General features: G+C 45.9%; 9 protein-coding genes. 5 read left to right on the top strand and 4 right to left on the bottom strand.

Annotated features, from left to right (window positions below; all coding sequences use genetic code 11):
- Positions 1-171: 171 nt before the first annotated feature.
- Positions 172-2,532 carry an ATP-binding protein gene (locus L3V27_RS06285; RefSeq protein ID WP_005394880.1) on the bottom strand — a complete coding sequence of 787 codons (2,361 nt, stop codon included), beginning with the start codon at positions 2,530-2,532 and terminating at the stop codon, positions 172-174.
- Positions 2,533-2,719: 187 nt separating this feature from the next.
- Between L3V27_RS06285 and L3V27_RS06290 the strand changes: the two genes are divergently transcribed.
- Complete coding sequence (locus L3V27_RS06290; protein WP_085342565.1) at positions 2,720-3,217, top strand: hypothetical protein; 498 nt, start codon at positions 2,720-2,722, stop codon at positions 3,215-3,217.
- Positions 3,218-3,303: 86 nt separating this feature from the next.
- Positions 3,304-4,935 (top strand): ABC transporter ATP-binding protein, encoded by a 1,632-nt coding sequence (locus L3V27_RS06295; protein ID WP_237311321.1) that lies wholly within the window; start codon positions 3,304-3,306, stop codon positions 4,933-4,935.
- 241 nt (positions 4,936-5,176) lie between these two features.
- On the opposite strand, the gene L3V27_RS06300 is transcribed toward L3V27_RS06295, so the two are convergent.
- Positions 5,177-7,210 (bottom strand): prolyl oligopeptidase family serine peptidase, encoded by a 2,034-nt coding sequence (locus tag L3V27_RS06300; RefSeq protein WP_237311323.1) that lies wholly within the window; start codon positions 7,208-7,210, stop codon positions 5,177-5,179.
- 121 nt (positions 7,211-7,331) lie between these two features.
- Positions 7,332-8,231, bottom strand: coding sequence for a LysR family transcriptional regulator (locus L3V27_RS06305; RefSeq protein ID WP_005375112.1), 900 nt, complete (start codon positions 8,229-8,231; stop codon positions 7,332-7,334).
- 162 nt (positions 8,232-8,393) lie between these two features.
- On the opposite strand from L3V27_RS06305, the gene L3V27_RS06310 reads away from it, so the two are divergent.
- On the top strand, positions 8,394-10,085 hold the full coding sequence (locus L3V27_RS06310; RefSeq protein WP_006741952.1) for an L-lactate permease: 1,692 nt from the start codon (positions 8,394-8,396) through the stop codon (positions 10,083-10,085).
- A 315-nt stretch (positions 10,086-10,400) separates the two neighbouring features.
- Positions 10,401-11,540 (top strand): FMN-dependent L-lactate dehydrogenase LldD, encoded by a 1,140-nt coding sequence (gene lldD / locus L3V27_RS06315; protein WP_005383962.1) that lies wholly within the window; start codon positions 10,401-10,403, stop codon positions 11,538-11,540.
- A 90-nt stretch (positions 11,541-11,630) separates the two neighbouring features.
- Here lldD and L3V27_RS06320 read toward each other — a convergent pair whose 3' ends face one another.
- Positions 11,631-11,978, bottom strand: coding sequence for a helix-turn-helix transcriptional regulator (locus L3V27_RS06320; protein WP_005375109.1), 348 nt, complete (start codon positions 11,976-11,978; stop codon positions 11,631-11,633).
- A gap of 300 nt (positions 11,979-12,278) precedes the next feature.
- Between L3V27_RS06320 and L3V27_RS06325 the strand changes: the two genes are divergently transcribed.
- Entirely contained in the window at positions 12,279-13,382 is a 1,104-nt protein-coding gene (locus L3V27_RS06325) for a mechanosensitive ion channel family protein (RefSeq protein ID WP_046875767.1), read from the top strand.
- Positions 13,383-13,394 lie beyond the last annotated feature (12 nt).

Below are 13,394 nucleotides of genomic sequence, written 5' to 3' on the forward strand. Positions count from 1 at the left end.
GAATAAACAAGTGGCGAATATTAGAGGTCGATCACACTTTTGTCTAGTACAAAAAGTCCCCATTTTCAATCTGTTATTGACAATATCCCGACAGTAGTGTCGGGATATTGTCGTTATGATAAATTGTGATCACTTATGATGAGATACATTCACATTTGGGGCTGTTTTAGGCTATTTTCTCAACGAATTGAGCTTAGCTTGAGCAAGGCCAAAAATCGTATCTATTGGATAAGAACCTTCATCGGTTGGCTCACCGGCGACTTTCCCCGTGAACAGCTCGATGGCTTCAGTGACATGATCAATCGCCCAAATATTAAACTCACCTTTTTCTACTGCTTTCACGATGTCGGAACGGAGCATCAAGTTGTGAACGTTAGATTGCGGGATAATGACCCCCTGCCCTTCATGACGACCTTTAATCACACACACATCGTAAAAGCCTTCAATTTTTTCGTTCACACCACCAATCGGCTGAGCTTCACCAAACTGATTCATCGAGCCTGTAATCGCAATGTCTTGTCGGTTTGGTTGCTTTGAAAAAGCAGACACTACAGCACATAGCTCTGCCATGCTGGCACTATCACCGTCGACACCACCATAAGATTGCTCAAACGTAATCGTTGTGGTTAATGGTACTCGCGCCGTTTTACCAAATACGGAAGACAAGTAGGCCGATAGAATCATCACGCCTTTAGAGTGAATACTGCCGCCCAAATCCACACTGCGTTCGATATCGATAACATCCCCATCGCCGTAACACGTCGTCGCGGTGATGCGATTCGGCGCGCCAAACATGTAGTCGCTGGTACTTAATACCGAGAGGGCATTCACTTGACCGATAGCCTTCCCTTCAGTGCGAATCAAGGTTGTACCGTTAACAAACGTTTCCATCACGTTGTCGCGTAATCGGCTCACTCGCATTTCTTGGTTCTTGAGCGCCTCTTCCACATGACCGATACGGATCATGTTGGAGTTGGCTTGACGAGCAACGTAGTTTGACTCACGTAATAAATTCGCAATATTGGCAGAGTGGAGTGATAGCTTGGTTTGATCACCAGACAAACGTGAACTGTATTCGATAATCCGTCCCATGGACTTTCTATCACAGTGCAGCATGTTGTTATCGTTCACGACGCTAGAAATAAAGCGCGCATAGTGCAGTTCCGATTCTGGCGTTCGCTTCATCTCATCTTCAAAATCCGCTGTCACTCGGAACAACTCACTGAACTCTGGATCGTAATGCTGCAGCAATTGATAAGTTCGGTAGTCACCAAACAGAATGATTTTAATATCGAGCGGGATAGGCTCGGGATCGAGTGATACCGCCCCTGTCAATGTCACTTCTTTTTCTAGGGAGGTAAAGCTCAATTGACGAGCACGCAGTGCGCGCTTCAAACCATCCCAAACGTAAGGCTGTTCAAGCACTTTCTGTGCATCCATTAACAGAACGCCGCCATTCGCCTTATGCAAACTCCCCGCACGAATCAGCGAAAAGTCGGTAAACACGGTTCCCTTGAAAGTGGCTGTCTCAATCGAACCGAAGAGCGAATGGTAATTGGGGTTTTCTTCAACAACGATAGGAAAGTCACTGCTGTTGCGACTTACCAAGACGTTCACTTTATAACGACGTGGCAATTTTTTATCCAACGACGCCGTTGCAATTTCGCCTTGCTCACCACTTTGGTCAAGGAAGATATCTGCGTTTTCAACAATATCTTTTTGCAGCTCAGTTAAGTACGTTTTGATTTCAGAATATTCTGCGTAATCCACTTTGAGCTTTTTAATGAAGTGAGTAATCACATCGAGCGTCACTTCATCATTAAGCTTTTTGATTTTGTCGCTGTAAGTTTCTTCCCACTCTGTGAGTTCACGGACCATCGAACGTAATCGTACTTCGAGTTCATCAATAGCATCACTGAACTGCTCTTGCTCTTTCTTACTTAGTGCATCAAAAGACTCTTCCGTATGAAGCTCGTCACCATTCATGGCGACAAACTGATAATCGCCTTGTGTGGTAAGCGTCAAGCTAATGCCTTTCTCTTTTGCCTCTCGGCTAATGCGGTCCAGCTCGTTTTGTTGCTTCGCTGCCAATTGATTTTTTAATCGCTCAGCGCGGCTAAAGTACATTTCATTGTCGAACGCTAGGGGTAAAGCATTCAGTAGTTTGCCCATTAAGGCTTCAATATCAACACGTAACTTATTCCCGATACCACAAGGCAGCTTCAACACCTTGGGTGTGCGGGTATCTTCAAAGTTCGCAACGTAACACCAATCAAACAAGGCTGCTGCATCGTGCTGGTGACGATTCAGATAGCGCAGGATCATGGTGCGTTTACCTAGCCCATTCTGACCAATGGCGTAGATGTTATACCCTTTCTCTTTGATGGACATCGCAAACTCGACCGCTTTTTGCGCGCGCTCTTGGCCCACAATCTCATCAATTGGAGGTAACTCCTTGGTCGACTTACATGGCATATTCTCTAGATCTGCTACAGAATATAGCTGCTTAGCTTCCAATCTTAGTATTGCCATATCCACTTCCTTTTTTCTTATTTTCGTCATTTGAGTGTAGAGATTATTTGCTTAATTTTAAGTGATTTACCTTCCACCCTAGTTTGATTGGACATTTTATGAGCATAAAAGTGATATCAATACTCACTTGCAATTGATAATCAATTTCATTTAATATCAAAACAAATCAACTCTTGTGGAGATGGACATGAATATTGAGCAATGCTGGATGCGCTACTTGAAAGCAGAGCAATTGATGGAACAAGGCCATTGGCCCGAGGCACATCGTTTATACGACGATGTACTCAGCAATCTACCCAACCACATTCATTCGGCGCTCGAAAATGCTCACACCAAACCTTGTCAGTTTGTCTGTCTCATCACCGGGCTGAGAGATGCGTGCGTCGCACAATCGGAGATTCTCAACAAACTCGGATTGCAGCGCGATGCTTTTTCAACACTCAATCAAACGTACGCACTATTCCAATTCTTGCAACTAGAGAATCATGAACTTATTGAGCGTGTGGGTCATTTACTTGGTCAACAAAGTGAAGACTTATTAGCTCATATGGCGGCATTTTGCTCCGCTCAACGTAATGCTCAATGGATGATTGAGCTAGACCATGTGACGCGCGCACATGAGCAGTTTTTGCATTTGCAAGCGATGAGTTCGGCAAAGTCTTCGCCTTCTCACCTGTACAATTAATCTAGAATCCAAGCAATGAGGTCTGCCAGACTTAGCGCAGCCCATTGCTTGTGTTTCATTTGCTTTATCAACCACAAGGATCTGTGATGTCTTCTAAAACCATTCTTTCGGTGAATAACCTATCGGTCAGCTTTACGACAAACGATGGGATCGTCGATGCAGTAAAGAATGTTAGCTTCGATTTAAAAGCAGGCGAGACGCTTTCCATCGTTGGGGAGTCTGGGTCTGGCAAGTCAGTATCAACCAATGCACTGATGAAACTATTGCCAGACAACGCTATTTTGCATACGGACTCATCCATCATGTTTGAGGGTAGCTCCATCTTGGATAAAACGGAGCGTGAAATGCAAAGCGTTCGCGGTGATCGTATCGGTATGATTTTTCAGGAGCCGATGACCTCACTGAACCCATACATGCGGGTGGGGATCCAAGTTGCTGAGGCCATCATGTGCCACCGTCCAGTGGATAGACGGAAAGCCAAAGCGAGAGTGTTAGAGCTGTTTGAACTGGTTCACATGCCAGAGCCAGAGAAAGCGTACAGCAAATATCCGCACGAGTTTTCTGGCGGTCAATTGCAACGCATCATGATTGCGATGGCACTGATTAACGAGCCCGATATTTTGATCGCCGACGAACCAACAACGGCGTTGGATGTCACGGTTCAAGCAGAAGTGTTGCACCTGATTAAAGAAATTCAGGCTCAGATGGGCATGGCAATCCTATTTATTACTCATGACTTAGGCGTCGTAAAACACTTTGCCGACCGTGTCATTGTGATGTGTAAAGGAGAAGTCGTCGAAGAAGGCGAAACGCAAATGCTCTTCGAGGACCCAAAGCACGAATACACACGTATGCTGATCAACTCTATTCCAAAAGGCAGTAAGGACCCTATTAGCGAGAATGCTACACAACTATTAAAAGCTGACGATATACGAGTCAAATTCTTGATAAAGTCGCATTTTATTGCCAGTAAAAATGAGTACTTCGAAGCGGTAAAAGGCATTTCTCTTGAGCTCAAACAAGGGGAAACACTCGGGATTGTTGGGGAATCCGGTTCAGGCAAGTCTACCCTCGGCCGCGCATTGATAGGCCTCCTGCCATCCACAGGTAAAATCGAATACAAAGGCCAAGACATGGCTTTGCTAACAAACAAAGAACGTTTTGAGCTGAAAAAAGACGTTCAGATGGTGTTCCAAGACCCTTATGGTTCGCTTTCTCCTCGTATGACTGTCGGCGAGATCATCACTGAAGGATTAACTGTCCACCAGCCAATGTTGAGTAAAAAAGAACGTATGCAGAAAGCACGCGACGTGCTTCGAGAGGTTCGCTTAGATCCCGCGTCCATCAACCGTTATCCGCACGAGTTTTCGGGAGGCCAGCGTCAGCGTATTGCTATCGCGCGAGCACTGATCCTTGAACCTTCGTTTATTTTGCTTGATGAGCCGACCTCTGCATTGGACCGCTCGGTTCAACTGACTGTGATTGATCTCCTGAAAGATTTACAGAAAAAGCATAACATTGGCTACTTGTTTATTAGCCACGATCTATCAGTCGTCAAAGCCCTTTCTGATCGTGTTCTTGTCATGCAAAAAGGCGAGGTCATGGAACAAGGTACAGCCGAAAATATTTTCCAAAACCCTAAAAATGACTACACGAAAAAACTGATAGATGCCTCATTTGATCTTGAAAACAGTGAAAATCAGCACAATGCGGCTTAGGTTCATCACAGTTTCATATTCATAAACTAGGATTAAGAAAAGGTGATGATTTCATCTTGTCTTAAGAATGGCGTAGCTGCCTTTCGGTTTGGCCGCCGAGACTGGTTGGTTCAAGAGTCAGACTTAGTCAACCTGGCTCAAATACTGGTAAACAGTATGAATTGAGTTCCCCCAACCATGAAAAATGCCGCGACAGTGTCGCGGCATTTTTTATTCTCAGAAGCTTCGAGCAACTAAGGCATTAAATCGACTCAATACCCATATTGTATAACGTAAATGCATACACGTCTGTGGTGAGGTCAATTTGCTTACTCAGCGGCATCCCTGCACCATGACCTGCATTGACATCAATGCGTATTAATACTGGATTAGCGCCTTGCTGCTTGTCTTGCAGCTCCGCAATAAACTTGTACGAATGTGCTGGAACCACACGATCGTCGTGATCGGCAGTTGTCACCAATGTCGCAGGATACTGCACGTTTTCTTTTACATTGTGAACAGGAGAGTAGCCAAGCAAGTATTGGAACATCGCTTCGCTTTGTTCAGACGTGCCATAGTCATACTTCCAGCCTTCTCCAGACGTAAACGTGTGGTAACGGAGCATATCAAGCACACCTACAGCTGGCAGCGCCACCTTAAATAACTCAGGACGTTGCGTCATACACGCACCAACCAACAAGCCGCCATTTGAACCACCACGAATCGCTAGACGCTCGGAGCTAGTGTAGTCGTTTTCAATCAGGTATTCCGCCGCCGCAATAAAGTCATCAAACACGTTTTGCTTTTGCTGCTGAGTGCCTGCGTTGTGCCAGGCTTTACCGTATTCACCGCCGCCTCGCAAGTTGGCGACAGCGTAAATACCACCCAACTCTAGCCAGTTGGCTACATTGCCAGAAAACATTGGAGTGAGGCTGATGTTAAAACCGCCGTAACCATACAGCATGGTTGGCGCACTGCCATCAAGCGCGATGCCCTTCTTGTATGAGATGATCATCGGAACTTGCGTGCCATCTTTTGAGGTGTAGAACACCTGTTTTGATTCATACTCACTGCGAGCGAATGGCGCTTTTGATTCTTGAAACAGCGTCGATTCACCAGACTCAACATCAAATGAGAAGATCGTCGGTGGCGTCACGTAGTTAGTAAAGGTGTAATACAGCGTGGTTTCTTCTTTTTTACCCGCTAGACCATAAGCCGTACCCTCTCCCGGCAGTTCAACATCTCGAATCCATTCACCTTGGTAGTTAAACTGCTGCACTTTAGAAAGTACATCCACCATATAAGTCGCAAACAGATAACCGCCACCTTTGCTGATTTCTAACGGCTGTTCTTGTTCAGCAATCACATCCATCCATTGCGCTGTTCGGGTGTTGTAGCTGACAACTTTGCCATTCGGCGCATCTAGGTTGGTGTAAAGCAGCAAGGTGTCGTCTTGACTATCAATCAAGTAGGTGTCGCCTTGCGTTGTATCACGAAGCGTCACAATCGCTTGGGACTCAGACTGTAAATCGATATAAAACAGACGATTACCCGATGTGGATTCTGCGCCAGAAATAATGAGGAAGCGATCGTCCGTCGTCGTGGTACCAGACACATAACGGTGAACCTGCGTATCCAACTCACCGAAAATCACTTTATCTTCAGACTGAGGTGTACCAAGTTCATGATAATAAAGCTTGTGATGTTCAGTTCGCGCAGATAACTCACTGCCTTGCGGCTTATCATAGCTTGAGTAATAGAAGCCTTTGCTGCCCAGCCAAGAAATCGACGTAAACTTCGCATCCACAATCTCAGGCTCTAACTGTTCTTTGGTTTCCGCATCAATAACAAAGATCTTGCGCCAGTCACTGCCCCCTTCCGAGATGGAATACGCGACCAAACGATAATCTTTCGAGAAGCTGACTTCGCCAAGAGAGGTCGTGCCCTCTTCAGAGAACGTATTTGGGTCAAGGAAGACTTCGGCTTCTCCCTCGCCTTTACGGCGATACAATACGCTTTGGTTTTGCAAACCGTCGTTTTTGTAGAAATAGGTGTAGTCACCACGTACAAATGGTTGGGAATATTTTTCGTAGTTTTGGCTGTTCGCGACCAAGTCACGGATTTGTTGGCGGTACGGGACCTGACCAAGAAAATCGAAGGTCACTGAGTTTTGACCCGAAACCCATTGTGCGGTTTCTTCGCTGCGATCATTTTCTAACCAGCGATAAGGGTCGGCAATGTCGTGACCAAAGTAAGTGTCCACGACAGAATCTTTACGTGTTTTTGGGTAATGCATAACGTCCGTGTTACTCCGTTGTTTTTATTAAGTTGTTTATTTTCATATCGTTTTATTGCGGTGATTACCTTAGAGCACCCAATATTGATTTCAACGACATTGTTTTAAATCTATGAAGGAACTAGAAATAATGAGATATCGTTAAGTAACGATCACGAATGTGCTCAATAAGCAGTTTCACTTTATTCGGTGGTTGACGAGTAAACGGGTACACCGCATAGATACCCAACTTTTTACCCACTAGTTCAGGAAAAATATCCACCAGTTGGCCATTGCGAATATCGTGATACACCAAGCATCGCGGGACGTAAGCTATACCATGGCCGCCCAGAGCGGCTTTACGTAATGCGGTCGCGTTATCAGTAGAAAAGCAGCCCGATACTTTGACGATGTAATTACCATCTTCGCCTTTAAACTCCCAGTCTGTTGCACCTGTGGTTTGGTAAGCGTATTGCAGACAATTGTGCGTGGTGAGATCAATCGGCTCGATCGGCTTCCCATTTTTAGCGATATATGAAGGGGACGCGCATACCACCCATTGGGAATCGAGAATATGTCGTGCGATCAAACTGGAATCGGCTAGGTAGCCAGTTCGAATGACTAAATCGTAACCATCAGCCACCAAATCGACAAAGCGGTTATCCAATGACATGTCCACGGTCAGACCCGGATGAAGGTTACAAAATTCCGCAACGGCATCAGCAAGTATCAAATCTCCAGAGATACAAGGCACGGACATTTTTATGTGACCGCTCACATTCTCTCCAAAGCCTGCAACAGCGTCCATAGCCTCCTGAGTGGCCTGCTTCACATTTTTAGCACTGTGGAGTAACACCTTACCTGCTTCGGTTAAGGTCAGTTTACGCGTTGTTCGATATAATAGCTGCGCCCCTATCTCTTCCTCCAACCTTGCCATTCTTTTGCTAACTACCGAATTTGTAAGGTTATTTGCTTCTGCAACCTTACTAAAACTGCCCAGTTCGATTACTTGAGAAAATAGGATTAAGTCGTCTGCTCTCATACGATTATGTCACTTTTGGAATTAATTATTTTCATTATTTCCCTATATCAACAAAAAATAAAGGAGTAAATTCACGCCAAATTAACAAAACCATTACAACAAAAAGTCACCTCTACAGCGGATTGACACCGTTCGAGAAGTCAGCGTACGAAGGATGTACAAATGAGTGAAACCCTACTTGCCCTAGTGGCATTTTCGCCAATTGTTGTTGCCGCCATCTTATTGGTTGGTCTCAACTGGCCTGCTAAAAAAGCCATGCCTGTTGCGTTCGGTTTAACCGTCGCTATTGCCCTAATGTTTTGGGATATGTCAGCCAATCGCGTACTGGCTTCTGTATTCCAAGGGCTAGGCATTACTGTTTCTGTTCTATGGATCGTGTTTGGTGCCATCTTCTTGCTCAACACTTTAAAACACACTGGAGCGATCACCACTATCCGTAATGGATTTACCGATATTTCAGCTGACCGCCGTGTGCAAGCCATCATCATTGCTTGGTGTTTTGGCTCATTCATTGAAGGCGCATCAGGGTTCGGTACCCCGGCAGCAATTGCTGCACCACTACTGGTTGCAATCGGCTTCCCTGCGCTAGCCGCTGTCCTAATGGGTATGATGATCCAGTCAACGCCAGTTTCATTCGGTGCGGTGGGTACGCCAATCATCGTGGGTGTAAACAAAGGTTTAGACACCCATAACATCAGTGAGTCTTTGGCTGCACAAGGCGCAACATGGGAAATGTACCTGCAAGATATCACCGCGCACGTTGCTGTGATTCACGCTGTTGTAGGTACTATGATCCCTGTATTAATGGCGATGATGTTAACACGTTTCTTCGGCAAGAACAGAAGCTGGAGTGAAGGTCTGGATATTCTACCATTTGCTTTATTCGCAGGCGTCTCTTTCACTGTGCCATACGCGTTAACTGGTGTGTTCTTGGGTGCAGAATTCCCTTCACTTATCGGTGGTTTGGTTGGTCTTTCTATTGTTGTTACCGCAGCGAAAAAAGGCTTCTTAGTACCAAAGACTAAGTGGGATTTCGAAAGCGAAGACAAATGGCCTGCTGAATGGCTGGGCTCGCTAAAAGTCGATCTAAACGACAATCCAGGCAAGCCAATGAGCATCGTAAAAGCTTGGGTACCATATGTAATGCTGGCGGTAATTCTCGTCGCAAGCCGCGTAAGTCCGGAACTGAAAGGCTTTGTACAAAGCGTAAGTTTGTCGTTCAGCAATATTCTTGGTGAGACTGGTGTGAGTGCCGCTATTCAGCCATTGTACCTGCCAGGTGGCATCCTCGTGTTTGTCGCACTGCTTGCCGCAATGTTACAAAGCGGTAGCGCAAAGCCATTGCGTGAAGCGTTTGGCGAGTCAAGCAAAACACTGATTGGCGCGGGGTTTGTCTTGGTATTTACCATCCCGATGGTTCGTATCTTCATCAACTCTGGTATTAACGGCGCTGACCTAGCAAGCATGCCGGTCACAACAGCGAACTTTGCCTCTGACCTTGTCGGTTCTGCGTTCCCAGCACTAAGTGCCACCGTTGGTGCGCTGGGTGCGTTCATCGCTGGCTCAAATACGGTTTCAAACATGATGTTCAGCCAGTTCCAATTCGAAGTGGCACAAACACTGTCTATTTCGAGTGTGATTGTTGTGTCGCTTCAAGCCGTTGGTGCTGCCGCAGGTAACATGATTGCGATTCACAACGTTGTTGCCGCATCAGCCACCGTAGGCTTACTTGGCCGTGAAGGCGCAACATTACGTAAGACTATTATCCCTACGTTCTACTACATTGTAATGACGGGCATTATTGGTTTGGTGTTGATTTACGGCCTCCAAATGACGGATGTCTTGATGAAGTAACGCGAAACGCAGGGTTTGTAGCCCTGCCTAATTTGACACAGCTGTCAGCACTACTACCCCGACATGTTGATTTAGCTTGCTACATCAATCCCCCCGACAGCTGTGTCATCCTTTCCAATTTGTATAACTGATTGAGTGATTTAACAAAATTTTTCAATCAATTATGTAAATGAGTTACCAACATCACCAGTTCAAACGTAAGTGAACCATAGGTAACTATACTCATTTTGATGCCTTCACTGCTTTGCGATGAAGGCTCAACGAAAGAGCAAATTGCTCCACAACTTTGCTTAGAATAACCGCTAGGACACCATTATGATTATCTCAGCTTCTACTGACTACCGCGCTGCCGCGAAAGCCAAGCTTCCTCCGTTTCTATTCCATTATATTGATGGCGGTTCTTACGACGAACGCACGCTGAAGCGTAATACTGACGATTTAGGTGATGTCGCTCTTCGCCAACGCGTCCTACGCGATATGACAGATTTGAGCCTAGAAACCGAGATCTTCGGTGAGAAACTGGCAATGCCAATCGCGCTAGCTCCTGTTGGTCTAACTGGTATGTACGCGCGCCGAGGCGAAGTGCAAGCAGCAAAAGCGGCCGAGAAGAAAGGCATCCCGTTTACTATGTCGACTGTTTCGGTTTGTCCGATTGAAGAAGTCGCACCTGCAATTGAACGTCCAATGTGGTTCCAGCTTTACGTGCTTAAAGACCGTGGCTTTATGAAGAACGTGCTTGAGCGTGCAAAAGCTGCGGGCGTCACAACGCTGGTGTTTACCGTTGATATGCCAGTTCCTGGCGCGCGTTACCGTGACATGCACTCAGGCATGAGTGGCCCTAACGCAGCCATGCGTCGTGTGTTCCAGGCGATGCGCCACCCAAGCTGGGCGCTGGATGTGGGTCTACTTGGTAAGCCGCACGACTTAGGTAACATCTCAACGTATCGCGGCGAACCAACAAAACTAGAAGATTACATCGGCTGGTTAGGCGCAAACTTCGACCCGTCTATCTCCTGGAAAGATCTTGAGTGGATTCGTGACTTTTGGGATGGCCCTATGGTCATCAAAGGCATCCTCGACGAAGAAGACGCGAAAGATGCGGTACGTTTCGGCGCGGATGGCATTGTCGTATCTAACCATGGTGGTCGTCAGTTAGATGGTGTACTTTCAAGTGCCAAAGCACTACCAAGCATTGCAGATGCGGTAAAAGGCGATCTTAAGATCTTTGTGGACTCAGGTATCCGTACTGGTCTTGATGTGGTTCGTATGCTCGCACTGGGCGCAGACTGCACACTGCTTGGTCGTTCATTTGTGTACGCATTGGCTGCACAAGGCGGCGCAGGCGTTGAAAACCTACTGGATCTGTACGACAAAGAAATGCGTGTAGCTATGACGCTTACTGGCGCGAAGTCTATCGCGGATCTTTCTCGCGATTCGCTAGTGAAAATCCCATAATCTTTGCAAGCGAGCAAAACAGAAACGAAAAAACGAGCCACTGTTGGCTCGTTTTTTATTGCTCTTCAACCCGATAATTTGACGAGCAAGCTAACTAACTTGGTGAACGTACTCGATCACGACTTGGTTTCCGTCGATAAACACGTTACTGATATCGCCATCCACCGTCACACGATTTTGTAAATAAACCGTACCAGATGCAGATAGATCACGCTCCGTCAAAGACGGAATCACCTGACCAGGACGTACATGTAGCTGCTCGCATAGCTGTTTTACAAAACCTAGCGTCAGTGGAGAATTACCACGTAACAAGCCAGAAAACTCGTGTAGACTCAAACCAAGGCGCTTCGCCATTTCCATTTGAGTGATGTGCATTTTGGCTTTTTGTGACATCCAGATGTCGTAGAGCGCGTTTCGATCCAGCTCTGTAAATTCCATATCTGCCTCCGCTAATTCAAGAGCCAATACACTCTCACACTTACTTAAGATAAATGTTAGCGATAAGTCAGAGAAGTTATAATTGATCGTTCAAATATCAACGCACATCGGAGATGGCGAAGCTCCGCACACGAATGGAAAGGCGGCTCATCACCCAGTTTCGACCACTCACTTTTCACCTCACGAAATAGCCTACCTCAGGCGATTTATACATAAGTAAATGATTTAAAGGAAATCACTGGGGTGAAGGAGTAATATCTGCTACCTTTCCTTCCATGGTTCACTAGAAAGAAGTTACATATGTCACAGTGGTTTACCGATTTGCAAAGCTATATTGAAACATCTCATCAAGATTGGAGTGGGAGTGTCCTTTTCATTACACTCGCCAGCTTTATTGCTTGGATAGCTTGGCGACTGATTCGCTCTCGTCTCGCAGTACTAGTAGAGAAAACCCCTTTCCACTGGGATGACATGTTGCTTGACGCGCTAAAAGCGCCAGTCAGTACACTCATTTGGTGTTGGCCAGCAACCGTCTCTATCGGCATCATATTAGAGAGCGAGCTCAACGATAAAATAAACTGGTTAAGCACGCTGAAACTGATTTTGGTGATCAGTATCTTCGTCTGGACCGTTATGCGACTCATTACCAATGTTGAAGAGTACGTCCTAGAACAAAAAAACCGAGATGAAACCACAGTACAAGCGATAGCTAAAGTCGCGCGCTTGTTCTTTATTACCGTCGGAATTCTCACTGTGATGCAGGCGTTTGGCTTGTCACTGTCAGGATTGCTCACCTTTGGTGGTGTCGGTGGTTTAATCGTTGGTTTAGCGGCGAAAGATCTGCTGTCGAACTTCTTTGGCGGCCTTATGATCTACTTCGATCGTCCGTTTAAAGTTGGCGACTGGATCCGCTCTCCAGATCGCCAAATTGAAGGTACGGTAGAGCGAATTGGCTGGAGAATGACCATCATACGAACTTTCGACAAGCGCCCTCTTTATGTGCCAAACTCTGTGTTTAGCAACATAGTCGTAGAAAACCCATCTCGCATGCTAAACCGACGCATCTACGAAAAAATTGGACTTCGTTACGACGACGCCGAAAAAATGCCGCAAATCATTACAGCGGTGAAAGAGATGCTTAAGAATCACAAAGATATTGATGCACGCCAAACGCTTATCGTCAACTTCGATACGTTCGGTCCATCGTCACTGCATTTCTTCATTTATACCTTCACAAAAACCGTGAATTGGGTGAGATACCATGAGGTTAAACAGGATGTTCTTCTTCAAGTAATTAACATCATTAAAGAACACGAAGCAGATATCGCCTTCCCAACTCAAACACTCAAGCTCGACCCAGTTCAAATGATAAAAGCTGAGGAGCAAGAAGATCACGGCTTCTAATTTCCATTAATA

Source organism: Vibrio sp. J2-3(2022) (genome assembly GCF_021725735.1).
Taxonomy (GTDB): Bacteria; Pseudomonadota; Gammaproteobacteria; order Enterobacterales; family Vibrionaceae; genus Vibrio; species Vibrio diabolicus.

Coding starts and splice junctions, on each gene's coding strand:
- L3V27_RS06285 (WP_005394880.1), bottom strand. CDS start 2,532: ATGGCAATACTAAGATTGGAAGCTAAGCAGCTATATTCTGTAGCAGAT.
- lldD (WP_005383962.1), top strand. CDS start 10,401: ATGATTATCTCAGCTTCTACTGACTACCGCGCTGCCGCGAAAGCCAAG.
- L3V27_RS06295 (WP_237311321.1), top strand. CDS start 3,304: ATGTCTTCTAAAACCATTCTTTCGGTGAATAACCTATCGGTCAGCTTT.
- L3V27_RS06300 (WP_237311323.1), bottom strand. CDS start 7,210: ATGCATTACCCAAAAACACGTAAAGATTCTGTCGTGGACACTTACTTT.
- L3V27_RS06290 (WP_085342565.1), top strand. CDS start 2,720: ATGAATATTGAGCAATGCTGGATGCGCTACTTGAAAGCAGAGCAATTG.
- L3V27_RS06305 (WP_005375112.1), bottom strand. CDS start 8,231: ATGAGAGCAGACGACTTAATCCTATTTTCTCAAGTAATCGAACTGGGC.
- L3V27_RS06325 (WP_046875767.1), top strand. CDS start 12,279: ATGTCACAGTGGTTTACCGATTTGCAAAGCTATATTGAAACATCTCAT.
- L3V27_RS06310 (WP_006741952.1), top strand. CDS start 8,394: ATGAGTGAAACCCTACTTGCCCTAGTGGCATTTTCGCCAATTGTTGTT.
- L3V27_RS06320 (WP_005375109.1), bottom strand. CDS start 11,978: ATGGAATTTACAGAGCTGGATCGAAACGCGCTCTACGACATCTGGATG.